At 72.2% G+C, this 17,916-nt stretch carries 18 protein-coding genes; 3 read left to right on the forward strand and 15 right to left on the reverse strand.

The window, feature by feature from the left end; genetic code table 11:
- Positions 1–48 precede the first annotated feature (48 nt).
- From PJ985_RS15645 to infC, 4 genes are all read right to left on the reverse strand, one after another.
- Positions 49–891, reverse strand: a complete 843-nt coding sequence (locus tag PJ985_RS15645) for a TrmH family RNA methyltransferase (protein WP_271684508.1) — start codon at positions 889–891, stop codon at positions 49–51.
- A 123-nt stretch (positions 892–1,014) separates the two neighbouring features.
- The gene (gene rplT, locus PJ985_RS15650; RefSeq protein WP_271684371.1) at positions 1,015–1,398 is read right to left on the reverse strand and encodes a 50S ribosomal protein L20; all 384 of its coding nucleotides are present in this window, start codon (positions 1,396–1,398) and stop codon (positions 1,015–1,017) included.
- Positions 1,399–1,505: 107 nt separating this feature from the next.
- On the reverse strand, positions 1,506–1,700 hold the full coding sequence (gene rpmI, locus PJ985_RS15655) for a 50S ribosomal protein L35 (RefSeq protein ID WP_271684372.1): 195 nt from the start codon (positions 1,698–1,700) through the stop codon (positions 1,506–1,508).
- 107 nt (positions 1,701–1,807) lie between these two features.
- The gene (gene infC / locus PJ985_RS15660) at positions 1,808–2,419 is read right to left on the reverse strand and encodes a translation initiation factor IF-3 (protein ID WP_271684373.1); all 612 of its coding nucleotides are present in this window, start codon (positions 2,417–2,419) and stop codon (positions 1,808–1,810) included.
- A 324-nt stretch (positions 2,420–2,743) separates the two neighbouring features.
- Between infC and PJ985_RS15665 the strand changes: the two genes are divergently transcribed.
- Positions 2,744–3,115: a DUF1844 domain-containing protein gene (locus PJ985_RS15665; RefSeq protein ID WP_271684374.1), complete on the forward strand. Its 372-nt coding sequence runs from the start codon at positions 2,744–2,746 to the stop codon at positions 3,113–3,115.
- 1 nt (position 3,116) lies between these two features.
- Here the strand turns inward: PJ985_RS15665 and PJ985_RS15670 are convergent, their stop codons facing one another.
- On the reverse strand, positions 3,117–3,842 hold the full coding sequence (locus PJ985_RS15670; RefSeq protein WP_271684375.1) for an SseB family protein: 726 nt from the start codon (positions 3,840–3,842) through the stop codon (positions 3,117–3,119).
- A 117-nt stretch (positions 3,843–3,959) separates the two neighbouring features.
- Here PJ985_RS15670 and PJ985_RS15675 point away from each other — a divergent pair, with 117 nt between their 5' ends.
- The gene (locus tag PJ985_RS15675) at positions 3,960–4,928 is read left to right on the forward strand and encodes a serine hydrolase (protein ID WP_271684376.1); all 969 of its coding nucleotides are present in this window, start codon (positions 3,960–3,962) and stop codon (positions 4,926–4,928) included.
- Here the strand turns inward: PJ985_RS15675 and mycP are convergent.
- From mycP to PJ985_RS15705, 6 genes are all read right to left on the reverse strand, one after another.
- Positions 4,903–6,114: a type VII secretion-associated serine protease mycosin gene (gene mycP / locus PJ985_RS15680; protein ID WP_443033494.1), complete on the reverse strand. Its 1,212-nt coding sequence runs from the start codon at positions 6,112–6,114 to the stop codon at positions 4,903–4,905. The genes PJ985_RS15675 and mycP overlap by 26 nt on opposite strands.
- Complete coding sequence (locus PJ985_RS15685; RefSeq protein WP_271684377.1) at positions 6,101–7,072, reverse strand: hypothetical protein; 972 nt, start codon at positions 7,070–7,072, stop codon at positions 6,101–6,103. Before PJ985_RS15685 ends, mycP begins: the two co-directional genes overlap by 14 nt.
- 174 nt (positions 7,073–7,246) lie before the next feature.
- Positions 7,247–7,969 (reverse strand): helical backbone metal receptor, encoded by a 723-nt coding sequence (locus PJ985_RS15690; protein WP_271684378.1) that lies wholly within the window; start codon positions 7,967–7,969, stop codon positions 7,247–7,249.
- Positions 7,969–9,015 carry an ABC transporter ATP-binding protein gene (locus PJ985_RS15695; protein WP_271684379.1) on the reverse strand — a complete coding sequence of 349 codons (1,047 nt, stop codon included), beginning with the start codon at positions 9,013–9,015 and terminating at the stop codon, positions 7,969–7,971. Before PJ985_RS15695 ends, PJ985_RS15690 begins: the two co-directional genes overlap by 1 nt.
- A complete protein-coding gene (locus tag PJ985_RS15700) occupies positions 9,012–10,619 on the reverse strand; it encodes an ABC transporter permease (RefSeq protein ID WP_271684380.1) in 1,608 nt (535 codons plus the stop codon). The genes PJ985_RS15695 and PJ985_RS15700 overlap by 4 nt, the downstream gene beginning before the upstream one ends.
- 8 nt (positions 10,620–10,627) lie before the next feature.
- Positions 10,628–11,701, reverse strand: a complete 1,074-nt coding sequence (locus tag PJ985_RS15705) for an iron ABC transporter substrate-binding protein (protein WP_271684381.1) — start codon at positions 11,699–11,701, stop codon at positions 10,628–10,630.
- A gap of 196 nt (positions 11,702–11,897) precedes the next feature.
- Here PJ985_RS15705 and PJ985_RS15710 point away from each other — a divergent pair, with 196 nt between their 5' ends.
- Positions 11,898–12,839, forward strand: a complete 942-nt coding sequence (locus PJ985_RS15710) for a 5'-3' exonuclease (RefSeq protein WP_271684382.1) — start codon at positions 11,898–11,900, stop codon at positions 12,837–12,839.
- A gap of 21 nt (positions 12,840–12,860) precedes the next feature.
- Here PJ985_RS15710 and PJ985_RS15715 read toward each other — a convergent pair whose 3' ends face one another.
- From PJ985_RS15715 to tatA, 4 genes are all read right to left on the reverse strand, one after another.
- The gene (locus PJ985_RS15715) at positions 12,861–15,659 is read right to left on the reverse strand and encodes a DEAD/DEAH box helicase (protein WP_271684383.1); all 2,799 of its coding nucleotides are present in this window, start codon (positions 15,657–15,659) and stop codon (positions 12,861–12,863) included.
- 41 nt (positions 15,660–15,700) lie between these two features.
- The gene (locus tag PJ985_RS15720) at positions 15,701–16,609 is read right to left on the reverse strand and encodes a diacylglycerol kinase (protein ID WP_271684384.1); all 909 of its coding nucleotides are present in this window, start codon (positions 16,607–16,609) and stop codon (positions 15,701–15,703) included.
- Positions 16,610–16,627: 18 nt separating this feature from the next.
- Complete coding sequence (gene tatC, locus PJ985_RS15725) at positions 16,628–17,506, reverse strand: twin-arginine translocase subunit TatC (RefSeq protein WP_333909861.1); 879 nt, start codon at positions 17,504–17,506, stop codon at positions 16,628–16,630.
- Positions 17,507–17,627: 121 nt separating this feature from the next.
- Positions 17,628–17,912 carry a Sec-independent protein translocase subunit TatA gene (tatA, locus tag PJ985_RS15730; protein WP_271684510.1) on the reverse strand — a complete coding sequence of 95 codons (285 nt, stop codon included), beginning with the start codon at positions 17,910–17,912 and terminating at the stop codon, positions 17,628–17,630.
- Between the last annotated feature and the right edge of the window lie 4 nt (positions 17,913–17,916).

A 17,916-nucleotide genomic window follows, 5' to 3' on the forward strand; every position in this document is an offset into this window, starting at 1 on the left:
ACCGCCCCTCTCAGTCCCCGCGCGGGTCACCCTACAAGTGGTCCGGCGTCAGCGGCAGCCACCGGGAGACCGCTGGGCGCGGGCGGAGGCGTACAGACAGACGGCGGCGGCCGTGGCCAGATTGAGGCTCTCCGCCCGTCCGTGGATCGGAACCCGGACGACCGCTTCAGCCAGCTCCCTGGTCGGCCCGGGGAGCCCCCACGCCTCGTTGCCGAAGATCCACGCCGTGGGCCCGCCCATGGCCGGGCCGTCGAGCTCGGCGTCCAGGTCCCGGTCCCCCGAGCCGTCGGCGGCCAGCACCCGCAGACCGCCGTCCGCCAGGCCGCGGACCGCCTCCTCGACGGGGATTCCGACGGCCACCGGGACGTGGAAGAGACTGCCGGCCGACGCCCGCACCGCCTTCGGGTTGTAGAGGTCGACGGAGGCGTCGGTGAGGATCACCGCCTCGGCTCCGGCAGCGTCCGCGCAGCGCAGCACCGTGCCGGCGTTGCCCGGGTCGCGGACGTGGGCGAGAACCGCGACGAGCCGGGGCCCGGCGGCGACGAGCTCCTCGAACGGACGGTCCAGGAAGCGGCAGACGCCGACGAGCCCCTGAGGCGTCACGGTCTGCGAGAGACCGGTGACGATCTCCTCGCTCGCCGTGGTGACGCGGGTTCCGGCGGCCCGGGCGGCGGCGATGAGTTCCGGATGGCGGCCGGCCGCCTCGCAGGTGGTGAACAGCTCGACCAGCGTGCTGTGCCCATCGGTGCGGTGGGCGACCGCTTCCCGCACCGCTTGCGGGCCCTCCGCGAGGAAGCGCCGCTCCTTGCCCCGGGCACTGCGCCGGGCGAGCCGGCGAGCGGCGACGGCACGCGGGGAGCGCGGGGAGGTCAGCTCGGCAGCGGTGGCCATGGCGGGCAGCTCACTTCTTGTCACGGGGGGTGCCCCCGGGAGGGCGGGAACACGCCGGACCCGCAGGCGGGGCCTGCGGGTCCGGTGGCGCCTGCGGCCGCAGCCGCGAAACCGCTGGGCGGGTCAGGCGGCCTTCGGGGCGTTGACGTCGCTGGGAAGGGCCTTGCGGGCGGCTTCGACCAGCGCGGCGAACGCGTTCGGGTCGTTGACCGCGAGCTCCGCCAGCATCTTGCGGTCCACCTCGATCTCAGCGGCCTTCAGGCCCTGGATGAACCGGTTGTAGGTGATGCCGTTCGCGCGGGCGGCGGCGTTGATCCGCTGGATCCACAGCTGCCGGAAGTCACCCTTGCGCTTCTTGCGGTCGTTGTAGTTGTAGACGTAGGAGTGGAGAAGCTGCTCCTTCGCCTTGCGGTACAGGCGGGAACGCTGACCGCGATAGCCGCTGGCCTGCTCGAGAATCGCCCGGCGCTTCTTGTGGGCGTTGACTGCCCGCTTGACGCGTGCCACTGGTGAACTCCTTGTAGGGGGGCCATGGAGTGCTCACACGGCCCGGGAACGGATGGTCCCGGCCTCGGCCGGAGGGCCCGCGGCCCGGTGGGGCTGCGGAAGCCGGCTCACTTGCCGAGCATCTTCTTGATGCGCTTGACGTCGGCGGGGGCCGTCTCCGTGGTGCCGGCGAGCCGACGGGTCAGGGTCGACGACTTGTGCTCCAGGTAGTGACGGCGACCGGCGCGCTGGCGCATCACCTTGCCGGAGCCAGTGATCTTGAAGCGCTTGCTGGCACCACTGTGCGTCTTGTTCTTCGGCATGTCGCCGTACTCTCCTCTTCCGTGGTGCTCGCCCGGCCGCTGCGGGCCGGGCGGGTACACCTGATGGATCACTTGCTGCCGGTCGGCAGCGGCAGGACCCGGCGCGATCAGCTCTGCGCGTTGCCCTGCTGCTCGGCCTTGCGGGCAGCCTTCAGTTCACGGGCCTCGGCCATGGCCTCGGTCTTCTTCTTGTGCGGTCCGAGAACCATGATCATGTTCCGGCCGTCCTGCTTGGGGTTCGACTCCACGAACCCCAGGTCCTGCACGTCCTCCGCGAGCCGCTGCAGCAGCCGGAAGCCCAGCTCGGGGCGGGACTGCTCGCGCCCGCGGAACATGATCGTGATCTTGACCTTGTCACCCTGCTTGAGGAACCGGACGACATGACCCTTCTTGGTGTCATAGTCGTGCGGGTCGATCTTCGGCCGGAGCTTCATCTCCTTGATGACCGTGTGCGCCTGGTTCTTGCGCGCCTCACGGGCCTTCATGGCCGACTCGTACTTGAACTTGCCGTAGTCCATGAGCTTGCAGACCGGCGGACGGGCGGTCGCCGCGACCTCGACCAGGTCCAGGTCGTATTCCTGGGCAAGCTCCAGGGCTTTGGCAAGCGGCACGATGCCGACCTGCTCGCCGCTGGGACCAACGAGTCGCACCTCGGGGACGCGAATCCGGTCGTTGATGCGGGGCTCGGCGCTGATGGGGCCTCCTAGGTTGCGCCGCACGGTTGCCTGGCGGACAGCCGCGCATGAGTCAGTAGTGGCTCGACCACCGCCCGAACGCGCAGAACGCCCCGGACGATACGCAGGCAGGGCTCCTCGGACAGACCTGGAGCACCGCCGTGAGGTGCACGGGGCGCAACCTGACCTTGGACCTGCCGACCCGGGGGCCGGTCAGGTGGGAGAAGCGGAGCCTCCACTTGCGGGCTGCCCTCCACAGAATTTCCTGCGGGACAGCCGGTCAAGGCACCAGCATACCAGGAGCAGGCGCCCCCCACGACGACGGGCGCCCGGCCCGGGGAGGCACCGGCAGGCCCGTAGGCTGTCGGCATGAGCGACGCCACTCCTCCCGCCGGCCCTTCAGGGGCACCCGATTTCGATCACATGACCCGCGACATCGCGGATGTTCCCGCGGTGGAGGTCATCACCACGGTCGCGGTGCACCTGATGAGTTCGGCCGCGGTCAACCTGGGGCTGGCGGAGGACGGTGCGGAGCACAAGGACCTCGACGAGGCGCGGAAGCTGATCACCGCACTGGCCGGACTGGTCTCGGCGAGCGCGACCGAGGTCGGCACGTACCACGCGGCGCCGCTGCGCGACGGTCTGAAGTCCCTGCAGCTGGCGTTCCGGGAAGCTTCCGTGATCCCGGACGAACCGGGTCAGGGCCCTGGCGAGAAGTACACCGGACCCGTTCTCGGCTGAGTCAGCCGCGGTAGAAGGGCTTTCCGGGGAGGGGCCGGGACACCGGCAGCACCGCCAGCTGCAGCCCGCGGACCAGGTGGGCACGGAGCACCTCGTCCCCGGCCAGGGCACGGGCCAGCCGCCGCGCGGCGCCCTGGGCATCGGTCCCCTCGCCGAGATGCAGCGCAAGGGTCCCGTCGGCCTCTCCGCCGGGCACCAGGTGCGCTGCACGCACGGCGGGCTCAGCGGCCAGCAGGGTGCGCAGGGCAGAGACCACCGCGGGGCTGTCCGCCGGCGATCCTCCGGACGCCAGGACGCGCAGGCCCCGGCTCGTCAGCTCGTAGGTGACCGGACCGGCCAGGTCGACCACCAGGGTGCCTGCCCCCTCCTGGACGGCGGCCTGCAGCGCCTGCGCCGGGGCGACCGCGACCGGCCGGGCATCCGGCCGCCAGCGGGACAGTGCGGCAGTGGACGTGAACACCGGCAGGGCCCGGCGGCCGTCCGGCACCTGCAGCGTGAGCACCGCCATGTCGCTGCTCTTCTCCCGGCGCAGCCCGTCGGGCCCGGTCACGGCCTCCCCCAGAACCGCGACCACCGGAACCAGCAGACGGGAACGGGCCAGCACGGCGAGGAGCTGCGGCTCAGCCGCCGGATCCCGTGACCAAGCGGCGAGGGCCCGGCTCAGCCCGGGATCCGCCGAGCCGTCGTCGCCTGCGAACCCGGGCTGCGGGATGTTCTTGAGCGCCACCCCACGAGCGTAACGGGGATCGCGCCGGCCCCATCCGCCGGGCTCCCGCACCGACCGTTACCTGTTCTTGATCACCTCCCGGTGACGGGGGAGGATGCGGGCGATAGCGTCAGGTTCATGACCCCTCCGATACCCCCGCGGCTCTCCCGGAGGGGTGCCCCCGTGGTACTGGTGAACGCCGCCCTGGCGACTACGCTGCTGGCGGTCACCGCGAGCGGTGATTCGGTCCGGGTACCCGCGCAGGCCCGGGGAACGGAGGTCACCGTGCACACCGAGGACCCGGCGCCGGAGGTTCGCGAGGGCATCCGCCGCGCCCACACCGGGCAGCCGGTACCTCCGGAGCGCCGCCCGGCCCGTACGCCCGGGCCCGACGCCGAACTGGCGGCTGCCCTCGCCCCCCTGACGGCCGCGCACGGGGTACGGCTGTCGGTCGCGGTGTTCGAGCCCGGGACCGGCCGGAGCGCGGGCTTCGGCAGTGGCACGTTCGACACGGCAAGCATCGTCAAGGTCAACGTGCTGGCGGTGCTGCTGCTGCAGGCACAGGACGCCGGCCGCGAACTCACGGACCAGGAAAAGGAACACGCCTCCGCCGCGATCCGGTTCAGTGACAACGACGCCACCCATGAACTGTGGGCGGCCATCGGCGGTGAGCACGGCTTCGACGCCGGCAACGCCCGCCTCGGTCTCACCTCCACCCGGGGCGGCCCCGACGGCCATTGGGGATTGACCCAGACCACGACAGATGACCAGATCACCTTGCTCCGGGCGGTCTTCGGTACGGATTCGGCCCTCGACCCCGCTTCCCGGGCCATTCTGCGGGCGCTCATGTCCGAGGTGGCCGAGGACCAGCGGTGGGGTGTCTCCGCGGCGTCCGACGGGCCGGTCGCGCTGAAGAACGGCTGGCTGCCACGCAGCCACACCGAACTGTGGGACGTCAACAGCATCGGCCGGGTCACCGTGGCGGGCCGGACCTATCTGCTGGCGGTCATCTCCGACGGGCACTCCACGCACGCCGAGGGAGTCGCGGCCGTGGAGGAGGCGGCGCGGGCGGCGGTGGCCGTCATCCGGAGCGGGTCAGCGGTCTGACCCGGCGGAACAGCGCCACCGACACCGCGAGCAGTACCAGGCCGAGGGTCGCCGCTCCCGGAGCCAGCCATCCCTGGCCGTGGTCCTCCGCCGGGACCGGCCGGGGACCGGGACCGAAGTGCGTACCTGGATACGGCTGGGCGGCCGGCTCGGGACGCCGCGGTTCCACTCCGGCACCCGCCGCTATCGCCGCAGCGGGATCGACCAGACCGCTCCCCAGCCCGTCGCTGCGGCCGTCCTCGGGAGGGTTCTGGGCGGTCTCCGTCAGCAACCGCTTGATCTGCGCGGGAGACAGATCCGGATGGGCGGCCCGGACCAGTGCGACCGCCCCCGAGACAAAGGCGGCGGCCGCGCTGGTGCCCCAGCCGGTGTAGTACTTGCCGTCCGGATCGACCACGACCACGTCCTGGCCGGGGGCGCTGACGGTGGCGTACCAGCGCCGGGTCGAGAAGGGGGCGCGGCTGCCGCTGCGGTCCACGGCCGTGACCGCGATGACACCGGCATAGCCCGCCGGATAGGAGACCGGGTCACCGTCCTCACCGCCGTTCCCCGCCGAGGCGACGACCACGGCACCCCGGCTGAGGGCGTACCGCACCGCGGCGTCCTCCTCCGGGTCCGGGTGCGCCGACTCGCTGTCGTCGCCGAGCGACAGGTTGATGACGTCCGCGCCCTGATCCGTGGCCCAGCGGATGCCCTCCGCCAGCGCATTTCCCGGTGCCCGGCGCGCTTCTTCCCGGGCCGGGTCGTTGTCCTCCAGCAGCACCCGCACAGGCAGGATCTCAGCCTCCGGTGCGACGCCCAGGACCCCCTTCTCCCGCCCGGGACCGTGTCCGCGCCCGGCGATGATCCCGGCCATGGCAGTGCCGTGCGCCGCCCATTCGGCGTCCCCCGGGCCGGCGCCCCTGCCGACGAAGTCCTCACCTTCGAGAACGGCACCCGCCAGATCGGGGTGCGCGGCGTCCACTCCGGTGTCCAGAACGGCGACCGTGATACCCGCCCCACGGGTGGTGGGCCAGACCTCGGGCGCCCTGATGGCGTCCAGCGCCCAGCGCTGCTGTTCCCGGATGGTCTCCGCCTGTGCCACAGCGACGCCGGGCACGGCCTCCAGAAGCAGCAACGGGGTCAGCACCACGCCGGTGGCCAGCACCCGGAGCCGGCGGAGCGCTCCTCGCTCACCTCTGAGCACGGTGTTCCTCCCGCCCCTGCTCCGTCCCGGCTGCCGGCCCGCGCAACCGCCGTTCCACCAGGTCCGCGAGGGCCTCGGCCTCGTGCCCGAGGCCGGAGAGGGCCACGGCTGACGTCCGGCCGTCCGCGCGTGCGGGGCCGGCGGGTTCGGCCTCGGGGACGGTCCGGCCGTCCGCGAATCCGGTCACCGAGTACACAACCACCGGAACGTCGGTGAGCACCCGCAGAGTCCAGGTCGCACGCTGTTGCGGCCCGAACCCGGCGGCCACCGTGCCGGGTGCCGCGTAAGGCAGGGGCAGCAGATCGGGGCGCTCGTCCAGCCCACCGTCGGTGAACCGGCTCCGCAGCGCCCGCATGTCCTCCTGCTCCGCCTCGGTGAACAGCAGCCCGACCGTGGTCACACTGGTCTCCGTCTCGTCGGAGTAGCTGGCCCGCAGCAGCCGGTGACAGCCGGCCGGGGCAAGAATCTCGTACAAGCGGGCATCGAACGCGTTCTCGCAGTCGCTGTCCGGCGCGACCGCCACCCGTATCCAGCGGCGGTCGGCGCTGCCCGGGCCGGTTCCCTCCCCGGTCAGCTCGGACGGGAACAGCTCGTCGACGGGCAGTTCGCGCCACAGCTCCCGTCCTTCCCGGTACGGGGATTCGGCAGCCGGACGTCCGGTGCCGCCTCCGGCCAGCCAGGTGCCGACCGCCGCGCCGCCCAGCAGGCCGGTCCCCAGCACCAGGCAGACCACCGCGACCGTCATCCGGAGCCGGCTGAGCGGGGGCGGGGACGGGGGCAGGGCGGGCGTGGGCGGGGCGGGGACGGCGGGGGGCGGAGCTGCGTCACTGCGCGGAGCGCCGGATTCCGTGGCGGGGCGGGCCCGGGGCGCCGGTGGGGCCGTCCGTGGAAGCGGCGGGACCCGTGGTTTCTCGCCGGTGTCCATCCGCACGCCCCCCGCACCGTCCGTCCTGCTCATCGCGCTCACTCTACGGTCGGCGCTTCGGACACCGGCACCGGGTCCGGTCCTCGGAACAGCCCGCAGGCCCTTGACGATACGGCCCACCTCCCCCGGCGACGAGGACGGCTCCGGCCGTCCCCTCCCGGTGAGAGACCACTGTCAGGTGCGGTCGGGTGCACCCCGGGCGGCGGGTCAGGGTGGCGCGGCGGACCGCAGGGCGGCGCCCAGAACCTCGGGAGCTTCGGTCAGCGAGGGGCCGTACCAGGTGAGATGACGGCCGCTGAGCAGGGCGGCGGGGATCCCGGGGAACGCCTCGGGGCCGTCCGCGGCGGTGAACGCGTACGGCTCGTCCGGGAGCACGACGAGGTCGGCGCCGCAGGAGTTGAGCTCCTGGACCGCGATGCGGGGATAGCGGTCCGCGTGCCCGGCCCAGATGTTGCGGACGCCCAGGCGGGCGAGCAGGTCACCGGCGAAGGTGTCCCGGCCGAGCACCATCCAGGGGCGGCGCCAGATGGGCACGAACGCGGCGGCGTCCGTCACTACGGGGACGTTCCGCCAGGCCGCTTCGGCTTCGTCCAGCCAGGCGGGGCGGGGCAGCCCGCAGTTCTCGGTCAGCATCCGGTGCAACTCCCCGAAGGCCTCGTCCACCGTGCGGATGCGGGTCACCAGGACCGTCGGACCGGCCGCGCGCAGAGCGGCCAGGTCCACCTCGCGGTTCTCCTCCTCATTGGCGAGCACGAGGTCGGGGGCAAGGGCGAGGACGCGCCGGACATCGGGGTTCTTCGTCCCGCCCACCCGGACGACGTCCAGCCCGGCGGGGTGACTGCACCACGCGGTGGCTCCGACGAGCAGCTCCGGAGCAGTCGCGGCCACCGCTTCGGTCAGGGACGGAACCAGCGAGACGACCCGCTTCATCAGGCCACGGCTCCGGGGTGCAGCACCGCCCGGCCGGTGACGGTGAGGCCGGTTTCCTCACCCGGCCGGACCAGCACGGGCCCGGGGTGCCGGACGTCGACCGTCCCCTCCATACCGTCGACCGCGACCGAGACGACGGCGTCGTGGCCGTAGAAGCAGACATCGGCGACCCGGCCCCGGATCGCGGACCTTCCCGGCTCGGACAGCAGAAGCTGTTCGGGCCGGAGCACGACGGTGCCCCGGCCGTCGGTCACCCCGCCGACCAGCTGGATGCGGCCCAGCGCGGTGCTGGCGGCCGTGCCTTCCACCCTCCCGGGGAGCAGGACGGCATCACCGACGAACCGGGCGACCCACGCGTCCGCCGGGTGGCTGTAGACCTCCTGCGGAGTGCCGCACTGGGCGACCCGGCCGCCCCGCAGAACGGCGATCCGGTCGGCGGTGGACAGTGCTTCCTGCTGATCGTGGGTGACCAGCACGGCGGTGGCACCGGTGGCGCGCAGCGCGGTCCGGACGTCCGCGCGCAACCCGGTGCGCAGGGCGCTGTCCAGAGCGTTGAAGGGCTCGTCAAGGAGGACCAGGGCGGGGCGCGGGGCGAGCGCCCGGGCCAGCGAGACGCGCTGCTGCTGGCCCCCGGACAGCTCATGCGGCATCCGCTCACCGAACCCCGCCAGGCCGACGAGTTCCAGCATCTCCTCCGCCCGGAAACGGCGCTCGGCCCGGCGCAGCCCGTGGAGACCGAAGGCGACATTGCGCCGCACGCTCAGATGCGGGAAGAGTGCGCCTTCCTGGGCCACGAGGCCGATCGCGCGGCGCTCGGGAGGCAGATGGACGCCGGGGCCGCTGACAACGCGTCCGCCCACCGTGACGGTGCCGCGGTCGGCAGGCAGGAAGCCGGCGACGACGCGCAGCAGCGTCGTCTTGCCACAGCCGGAGGGGCCGAGTACCGCGGCGAGCTCACCCGCGGAGATCTCCAGGTCGACGCCGTCGAGCACCGGTTCGCCCGGCCCGTAGGCCTTGGTGAGTCCGCGGATCTGCAGCTCGGTCATGAACGGTGCCTTCCGAGGAGGTAGGACGGTACGGCGGCGATGAGGATCAGAGCCAGGGCGTAGGGAGCGGCGGCCGCGTAGGCCCCGACGTCCGTCTGGGTCCAGAGCCGGGTGGCAAGGGTGTCCATGCCGCTGGGGCGCAGCAGCAGGGTCGCGGGAAGCTCTTTCATGATCACGACGAAGGTGAGGGCGGCGCCGGCCGCCACTCCGGGGGCCGCGAGCGGCAGGGTGACCTCGCGGAGCACACGGGCCGGGCTGCGGCCGAGGGACCGGGCCATGTCCTCCAGCTCCGGGGGGGCCTGGAGGACCGCGGCCCGGATCGAGGTGACGGCCAGCGGCAGGAAGAGCATCGCGTAGGCGATGATCAGCAGCGGATATTGCTGGTAGAGCGGGTAGGCGTAGCGCACGGACAGGAACACCAGGGCGAGCGCGACGGTGATTCCGGGCAGCGCGTGTCCCGCGTAGGAGGCGTGCTCCAGCAGCCGGGCGGGACGGCTCCGGTGGCGGGCCGCGATGATGCCGACCGGCAGGGCGAGCAGCACCGTGAGGGCGGCCCCCGCCGCGGCGACGGCCGCGGTGGTCAGAGCGGTGCTCGCCAGGGCGGCCGGCTGCCAGGTGGCGGAGTTGCCGCTGACGATCCAGAAGCCGAGGGTGGCGACGGGGAAGGCGACCGCCGCTGCCGCGATCAGGCCGCACCAGGCGAGAGCCGGGACCCGCAGCCGGCCCAGCGGGAGCCGGACATGGGGGCGGGCTGTGCCGCGTCCGCTGCGGGCGTGCCGGGCCCGCCCGCGGGTACGGCGCTCGGCGATCACCAGGAGCACGGTGAGGAGCACCAGGACGCAGCTGAGGGCGGCGGCCGGGGTGCGGTCGAAACTGGCCCGGTACGAGAGGTAGATGGCGCGGGTGAAGGTGTCGTAGCGCATCAGGGAGACGGCACCGAAGTCGGAGATGACGTACAGCGCCACGAGCAGGCCCCCGCCGGCGGCGGCCGGACGCAGCTGGGGCAGTGTCACCCTGCGGAAGGCACCGAATGCGCTGTGTCCCAGTGACCGGGCAGTCTCTTCCTGGGCCGGGTCGATGCCGCGCAGCACGGCGGCGACCGGCAGGTAGACATAGGGATAGCAGGCGAGGCTGAGAGCGAGGGCAGCGCCGCTGAACCCTGCCAGGGACGGGAACGCCGAGAGCCAGCTGAAGGCCATCACATAGCTGGGGACGGCCAGCGGGAGAGTGGCGAGGACCGCCCACAGGCGGGGCGCCGGCAGGGCGGTCCGTTCGGTGAGCCAGGCGAGGGAAACCCCGAGCACCACCGCCACGGTGACCACCACCGCGGTGAGTGCCAGGCTGCGCAGCAGAAGACCGGCCGTGCGGTCGGCCGCGATGATGTCCCAGGCGTAGGACGGGCCCCGCTCCATTGCCCGGATGCCGAGGTAGACCAGGGGCAGCAGGGCGAAGAGGCCGGTGACGGCTGCCGGGAGGGCGAGCACCGCGGGTATCCTCCGCGCGGCAGGCCGGCGCCCGGCCGACGTGGAGATGTCGGCCGGGCGGTCCGTCGGTCCGTCGCCGGCAGCGGTTGCTGCAACGGTCGGCGGGGCCTTGATGCTCATGCTGCCTATCAGACCATTCCGACTTCCTGCAGCATCTCGAGGGTCTGCTGCAGGGAGTCCAGGTCGGTCAGGTCGATTTCGGGGGCCTCCAGGGACTCCAGCGGAGGCAGGTTCTCCTCGGGGCTGACGACGCCGGCCGCGAGCGGGTACTCCTTGGTCTCCTCGGCGAAGTAGCTCTGTGCCTCCTCCGACAGGAAGAACTCGACGGCCTCCTGCGCCTCGGCACTCTGGCCGCCGTGTGCCAGGACACCGATCCCGGCGACGTTGATGAGCGCGCCGGGGTCACCCCCGGGCAGATAGTGCAGCCGGGTGGAGACGCTCTCCTCGCCGAACTCGTCGGTCCGCTCGTACCAGTAGTAGTGGTTGACCAGCCCCACGGCGATCTCGCCGCTCTGCGCGGCGTCCAGGATCGGGCCGTTCTTGTCGTACTGCCGGGCGCCGTTCTCCTGCAGGTCCGTCAGCCACTGGCGGGTGGCGTCGTCACCCTCCAGGATGCGCATCCCGGTGACGAATGCCTGGAAGGAGGCGTTGGCCGGGGCGTAGCCGACCTTGTCCTTCCACTGCGGCTCGGTCAGCTCATGGACACTGTCGGGGAGTTCGCTCTCCTCCACCTGTTCCGGGTCGTAGACCAGGACCCGGGCGCGGCCGGACACGCCGACCCACTCTCCGTTGGAGGCGCGGAAGGCCGGGTCGACCTCCTCGAGAGCACTTTCGGGCAGTTGCTCGAGCAGACCTTCCTTGGCGAGCGCGCCGAGCGCACCGGCGTCCTGGGACAGGAAGAGGCCGGCGGGGGTGCGCTCGCCTTCCTCCAGCAGCTGGGCGGCGAGCTCGGCGCTGTCGCCGTACCGGACGGTGACCTCCAGGCCGGTGGCCTCCTCGAGCCGGTCGATCAGCGGCGCCACGAGCTCCTCGTTGCGGCCGGAGTAGATCAGCAGCTCCGAGCCCTCGCCCGCCTCGTCCGCCTGCTCGGCGGAGCCGTTGTCGTCGGCCGTGTCCTGCTCCTCGCTGCCGCAGGCCGCGACGGCGGGTATGAGCAGGGCGGCCCCGGCAAGGGCGGTGACAAGCCGACGGTGGCGTCGCATGGAGGTGTGCCTTTCTCGGATGCTCCGTGGTCCGGCTCGGTGCCGGGGGGGGTTCGCCAGGCGGAGCGTTCCCTGGACGAGCAACTCAAGGAATAAGGTAAAGCTTACCTAAGTGTCAAGTCGGCGGATGGTCGCCCTCCCCGGTTCGGTGAGACTCCTCCGGAGCGGGGGTCGAGCCGTGCGGGGCCGATACGGCATGATCCATGGGGTGACCGGACGCCTGATGCTGCTCGACACCGCCTCGCTCTACTTCCGTGCCTACTTCGGCGTGCCGGATTCGGTGCGTGCCCCGGACGGCACGCCGGTCAACGCCGTGCGCGGACTGCTGGATTTCATCGCCCGGCTGGTTCAGGACCACCGGCCGGACGAGCTGGTCGCCTGCATGGACGCCGACTGGCGCCCGCAGTGGCGGGTCGATCTGATCCCCTCGTACAAGGCACACCGGGTGGCCGAGGAGGTGCCGGGCGGCCCGGACGCGGAGGAGGTTCCGGACACCTTGGCGCCGCAGGTCCCCGTGATCGAGGCGGTGCTCGACGCGATCGGCATCGCGCGGCTCTCCGCGCCCGGATACGAGGCGGACGACGTGATCGGCACGCTCGCCACCCGGGCGGCCGGGCCCGCCGACATCGTCACCGGGGACCGTGATCTGTTTCAGCTGGTCGACGATGCCCGTGGCGTGCGGGTCCTCTACCCCCGCAAGGGCGTGGGCGACTGTGACCTCATCACCGGCGACGTGCTGCGGGAGCGCTACGGGGTCTCTCCCGGGCAGTACACGGAGTTCGCGGTGCTCCGGGGCGACCCGAGCGACGGGTTGCCGGGGGTGAAGGGCATCGGCGAGAAGACCGCCGCGCAACTACTGGCGGAGTACGGGGATCTGGCGGGGGTCCGGGCCGCGGCCGCGGACCCGCTCTCGAAGCTGACGCCGGCCCGGCGGCGGAACCTGGTGGCCGCCGCGGGGTATCTGGCGGTCGCGCCCACGGTGGTCCGGGTCGCCACCGCCGTGCCGCTGCCGGACACCGACCCGGCGCTGCCCCGCGCCCCGCGGGACCCCGCAGCGCTGGACGCCCTCGCCGGACGCTGGGGGCTGGGCGGCTCCCTCGAGCGGCTCCTGGCGGTGCTGGCCAGGACCGCCCGCTGATCCGAGCGGAGCGTCCGCGGCTCAGCCGACCGAGCTGTACGCGACCACGCCGCGCATCAGGGTGTCGACCGCCTTCCGGGCGTTCGGCCCGACCGTGCTGCCCTCCGGCGCCGCGTGAGCGACCTGTCCGAGCACGTCGACGACCTGCTTGCACCAGCGCACGAAGTCGCCCGCCGGCAGGTCGGAGTCGCGCAGCACCGTGTCCAGTCGGGTGCCCTGCGACCAGCGGTGGACCGGCAGGGCGAAGCCGAGATCCGGCTCACGCTGGCCGACGCCCGCCGTCCGCGCGATGCGGTGGTCCTCCTCCAGGGCATCCAGCCGGCCCCAGATGCGTACCATTTCGCGCAGCGCCTCCTTCGTCCGGCCGCCGGGCAGCTCCGGCGGCAGGGCGTCCTCGGCCGCACGGGACTCGTACACCAGAGCGGAGACGCAGGCGGACAGCTCGGCGGGCCCGAGGCCCTCCCACACGCCGTCGCGCAGGCACTCGGCAGCCAGCAGATCGAGCTCGCCGTAGAGCCGGGCCAGCCTGCGGCCCTCCTCGGTGACGGTGTCACCGCGGAGGTAACCGAGCTCCGACAGCAGCGCGTACACCCGGTCGAAGGTCCGTGCGATGGTGTTCGTCCGCCCCTCGATCCGCCGCTCCAGCTGACGGGTGTCCCGGGTGAGCCGGTGGTAGCGCTCGGCCCACCGCGCGTGGTCCTCGCGCTCGGCGCAGCCGTGGCAGGGGTGGGCACGGATCTCGGCCCGGAGTCGTGCGATCTCCGTGTCGTCGGCCGCCTCCGCACGCTGCCTCTGCTGTCGCCGCGGTTCGTAGTGGCCCGCCCTGGTGCGCAGCGCGGAGGCCAGCTCCCGCCGGGACTGCGGGCTGCGGGCGTTGAAGGACTTGGGGACCCGCATCCGTTCCAGCGGCTCCACCGGTACGGGGAAGTCGACGGCGTTCAGCCGCTTGACCTGCCGCTGAGCGGTGAGCACCAGGGGCCGCGGCCCTTCCAGGCTCTCGAAGCCGCGGCGGCCCTGCCCTCGGCCGCCGGGAAGCCCGGGGTCGAGCACCAGGGCCAGTCCGGCGAATTTGCCGCTGGGCACGTGGATCACGTCGCCGGGCCGGAGCTTCTCCAGTGCGGCGGCCGCCTGGGCGCGGCGCTGCACGGCACCGTGCCGGGCCAGCTCGTTCTCGCGGTCCTTCAGATCCCTGCGCAGCAGGGCGTACTCGTCGAAGTCGCCCAGGTGACAGGTCATGGACGCGCGGTAGCCCTCCAGCCCCTGCTCGTTCCTCTGCACCTGCCGGGAGATGCCCACCACCGAGCGGTCCGCCTGGAACTGGGCGAAGGAGGTCTCCAGCAGCTCCCGGGAGCGGTGCCGCCCGTACTGGTGGACCAGGTTCACGGCCATGTTGTAGGAGGGCTTGAAGGAGGACCGCAGAGGGTAGGTGCGGGTGCCCGCGAGGCCGGCGAGGGCCGCGGGGTCCATGCCTCGCTGCCACAGCACGACGGCGTGCCCCTCGACGTCGATGCCCCGCCGGCCGGCCCGTCCGGTCAGCTGGGTGAACTCGCCGGGGGTGATGTCGGCGTGCTGTTCGCCGTTCCACTTCACCAGCTTCTCCAGCACCACGGAGCGGGCCGGCATGTTGATGCCCAGCGCCAGTGTCTCGGTCGCGAAGACGGCCTTGACCAGACCTTGGACGAAGAGCTCCTCCACCACCTCCTTGAAGGTGGGCAGCATCCCGGCGTGGTGTGCGGCGATGCCGCGCTCCAGGCCCTCGAGCCACTCGAAGTAGCCCAGGACGTGCAGGTCCTCGTCCTCGAGGGCGGAGGTACGGGCCTCGACGATCTCCCGCACCCGCAGCCGCGCTTCCGCGTCGTTGAGCCGCAGGCCGGCCGCCAGACACTGCTGAACCGCCGCCTGGCAGCCGGCCCGGCTGAACACGAAGGTGATGGCGGGGAGCAGTCCTTGGGAGTCCAGCCGGTCGATCACCTCGGGGCGGCTGGGGGTCCAGATCCGTTCGCGCTGCCGCCGCTCGCGCTCCCGGTCGGCCTCCCGCCTGGGCCGGCCCCGGCCGCGCGGACCTCCGGGCCGGCTGTGTTCCAGCCTGGCCATCCGTACCAGATCGGGATTGACCTCCCGCTTGTCCTCCCGCTCCTCGAACAGGTCGTACATCCGCCGGCCGGCCAACACGTGCTGCCACAGCGGCACCGGACGGTGCTCGGAGACGATCACCTGGGTGTCGCCCCGCACGGTGTCCAGCCAGTCGCCGAACTCCTCCGCGTTGGAGACGGTGGCGGACAACGAGACGAGAGTCACGGACTCCGGGAGGTGAATGATGACCTCCTCCCAGACCGCGCCGCGGAAGCGGTCGGAGAGATAGTGCACCTCGTCCATCACCACATATCCGAGGCCGATCAGCGCCCGGGACCCGGCATAGAGCATGTTCCGCAGCACCTCGGTGGTCATGACGACCACCGGAGCTTCCGCGTTCACGCTGTTGTCACCGGTGAGCAGGCCGACGTTCTCCGGCCCGTAGCGCTTGGCCAGGTCCGTGTACTTCTGGTTCGACAGCGCCTTGATGGGTGTGGTGTAGAAGCACTTGCGGCCCTGCGTGAGGGCCAGGTGAACCGCGAACTCGCCCACGATGGTCTTGCCGGATCCGGTCGGCGCCGCGACCAGGACTCCTTTACCGGTGGCGAGGGCCTGGCAGGCCTCGGTCTGGAAGTCGTCCAGCTCGAAGTCGTACATCTCACGGAACGGGGCGAGAGCGGAGGCCTGCTCGGTGCTGCGCATCCGGGCGGCGGTGTAACGCTCAGCGGGGGGCATGTCCTCGGTCATTGTGTACCGAGCCTACCGGCCGGGGCCGTCAGTCCGCTTGATCATGGTGAGGGCTCGGGCGCGGGTGCGAGCACCTGCACGGCCGCGGGCACGCACTCGGCCGTCAGCGGCAGCGGCCCGAGCGGCTCACCGTCCGCATAGCCGGTGACCCCGTCGGCCTGCAGGACGACCCTGGCCGCACGCAGCACGCTCACCCGCGGGTGTCCGGTGTGTGTCCCGCGGTAGACCCGGGGAAAGACCCGCAGCAGGGTGGCCCGGCCGCAGGCCTCCACGACAGTGATGTCGAACCGTCCGTCGTCCAGCCGGGCACCGGGGCAGATGCGCATACCGCCGCCGTAGCTCTGACCGTTGCCGACCGCCACCAGGACGGCCTCGAACTCCTGCCAGGGGCCGTCGTCCAGTCTCAGGCGGTAGGGGATGGGCCGCAGCCCGGCGAGCTCGGCGAGCATCGCCAGGTCGTAGCGCAGCCGCCCGGCAGGCCACCGCATGCGGTTCCCCCGGTCGTTGACCCGGGAGTCGAAGCCGGAGGCAAGTACGGAGCCGAACCAGGTCCGGCCGGTCCGTCCGAGGTCCACCGCCCGGGTGTGACCGCCCTTCAGCGCCTCGGCGATCAGCCGGGCCGCCGCAACCGGGTCACGCAGCGGCAGGCCACAGGCCCGGGCGATGTCGTTCCCGGTGCCGATGGCGACCATCCCGAGCGGGGTCCCGGTGCCGGCGGTCGCCTGCAGGGCGAGCGAGGTCATGCCGTCGCCGCCGACGGCGACGAGCGCTCCGGTGCCCGCCGCAACCGCCTCCCGGGCGCGCCTCAGGGCGTCCGCGGCATCGGTACCGACCACACTCCGCACGACGTACCCGGCGTCCCGCAGCACCCGCGCCGCGGGCAGGGCGGCTCCGGCACCACGTCCGCGGCCGGCCGTCGGGTTGACGAAGAGGGAGATCTCATTGGTCACGCGTGCGGGTCCGGCCGGTCAGGTGGCATCGTCGTAGCCGTTGCGGCGGGGCGGTTCCCCGGCGTCGGGCCGGGATCCGGAGCCCCCTTCCGGGCCGTCGAGCACCGAGGGAGTGAGATCGAGGTCGGACGCCTCGTCGTCGCTCAGCATCGCGTCCGGGTCCCGGCGACGCCGCCGGTAGTCGTTGGCCAGGGAGATGCCGGTGGCCAGGAAGTACAGCGCGGTGACCGGAATGGCCAGTGCGATCATGGACATCGGGTCGGTGGGGGTGACCGCTGCGGCGAAGACCGCGATGCCGATCACCATGGCCCGCCACCAGCTGAGCATCCGCCGGCCGCTGACGACCCCGCCGAGGTTCAGCAGCACCAGGATCAGCGGCAGTTCGAAGGCGAAGCCGAAGGCGATCGCCATCCGGACCGTGATGTCCAGGATATTGGCGACCGAGACCAGGTTCTCCGCGTCGGGTGCGGTGAAGCTGAGCAGCACCGGGATCGCGCGCGGCAGCAGCCAGTAGGCGAAGTACACGCCGACGAGGAACAGCGGTGCGCCGACCGCCACCACGGTCCGGGAGTACTTGCGCTCGTTCCGGTGCAGGCCGGGGGCCATGAAGGCCCACGCCTGGTAGAGCCACACCGGTGCCGCGATCACCAGCCCCGCCAGCAGGGACACCTTGACGTAGGTGGTGAACGGTGAGGTGAGCCCTTCATAGGTCAAGGTGGCGCACCGTCCGCCGGTGCTCTCCGCGCCCTCGATCTGGAAGCACTTGGGCAGCGGTTCGGTGAGAAGGTTGATGATGTCCTGAGCGAAGAACATCGCGACGACCGTCACCACGACGATCGCCAGCACCGCCACGGCGAGCCGGTTGCGCAGCTCACGCAGGTGTTCCGCGAGGGGCATCCGCCCTTCGGGATCCCGTGGCTTCCTCTCGTTGCTGCGAGCGGCCTTGAGCACCCCACGTCCTCATCTCGTACGGCTGCCGGAGCCGGTCCGGTCGCCCGTGTTCTGCCAGGGACGAGGGTCAGCCCTGGGTGGTGCCCTTCGGCTCCTCGACCGGCCGGGAACTGGCGACGTCCCCGGGGGCGGCACGGATGGTCTTCGGCGGGGCCGGCGGCTCGGAGTCCTCCGATGCCGGGGTGTCCGTCCTGGACTCACCGTCCGTCTTGAGGGCGGAGGTCTCGCTCTTCAGGATGCGGAGTGACTTGCCGAGCGCCCGAGCGGTGTCCGGCAGCCGCTTCGCTCCGAAAATGAGAACGATGACGGCAATGATGATGACAATCTGCCACGGTCCGATCTGGCCCATAATTTCC

The organism is Streptomyces sp. ACA25 (assembly GCF_028200735.1).
Taxonomy (GTDB): Bacteria; Actinomycetota; Actinomycetes; order Streptomycetales; family Streptomycetaceae; genus Streptomyces.